At 34.8% G+C, this 998-nt stretch carries 1 protein-coding gene; it reads left to right on the forward strand.

Annotated features, from left to right (window positions below):
• Positions 1–181 precede the first annotated feature (181 nt).
• Positions 182–998 (forward strand): IS30 family transposase (locus HMPREF9304_RS11380; protein ID WP_036929267.1); only part of this gene is annotated, 817 nt, incomplete at its 3' end.

The raw sequence follows: 998 nt of genomic DNA on the forward strand, positions 1-998 counted from the left end.
TGAATAGATATACATCAATTAAATGGATTGAATGTATTTTTGCAGTAGCTTCTTGAATAATAAATACGTCTATATGTAAATATTAAAATATCATAAACATAGGCATTTCAAGGTATGTGTTAAAAACATTTAATNACGCAATAAAGATGACTTGTCTCATTCATAAACTAATTTTATATACATGTATAACCATTTAACCTCACAGCAAAGANGTGCGATTTCTGTACTTACTAAAAACGGATGTAGTAAGGCAAAAATTGCACAATCAATAGGTGTTGATCCTTCTACCATTTCCCGGGAAATCAAACGGAACAGCGGTGTCCGTGGAAATTATAATTGGGAAACNGCTCAGAAAAATGCGGACCAAAGGAAGAAACGAAAGCCAGGCAACCGTGCCATTTCGGATGAAGTGAAAAATGAAGCNATAAGATTGTTGATAGAAGAACAATGGTCTCCACAACAAATCTCTGCTGTGCTAAAAGAACGTGGCATGATAATATCTNATGAAACTATATATAAAATCATTCGTAAGGATAAGAAAAATGGAGGGACTTTATATNTATATTGTCGNCATAAACTCAAACANCGGTCACGTCCCGTAAGTATTGATGGATCAATGATTTGTAACAGGACAAAAATAACAGATCGACCAGAAGAAGCAGATGGCAGACGCTTCGGAGATTTCGAAATGGACACTATTCTTGGCAAAGGGAATCGAGGTGCCATATTGACCATTACGGAAAAGAAAACAGGAATGTTGTTTATGAGGAAACTTAATAAAGGAAAGGAGGCAAAAGAGCTGGCAAAAACTGTAGTTCGGTTATTGATGCCGTATAAGAAATTTATTAAGACTATAACAACTGATAACGGATTAGAATTTGCCTGTCATGAATACATCACAAAGAAACTTGGCGTTACTGTCTATTTCACAGATCCGTATTCGTCATGGCAAAAAGGTTTGATAGAAAATCAAAATGGTCTTATAAGACAATATATTC

This window comes from Hoylesella timonensis S9-PR14 (assembly GCF_000762405.1).
Taxonomy (GTDB): domain Bacteria; phylum Bacteroidota; class Bacteroidia; order Bacteroidales; family Bacteroidaceae; genus Prevotella; species Prevotella timonensis_A.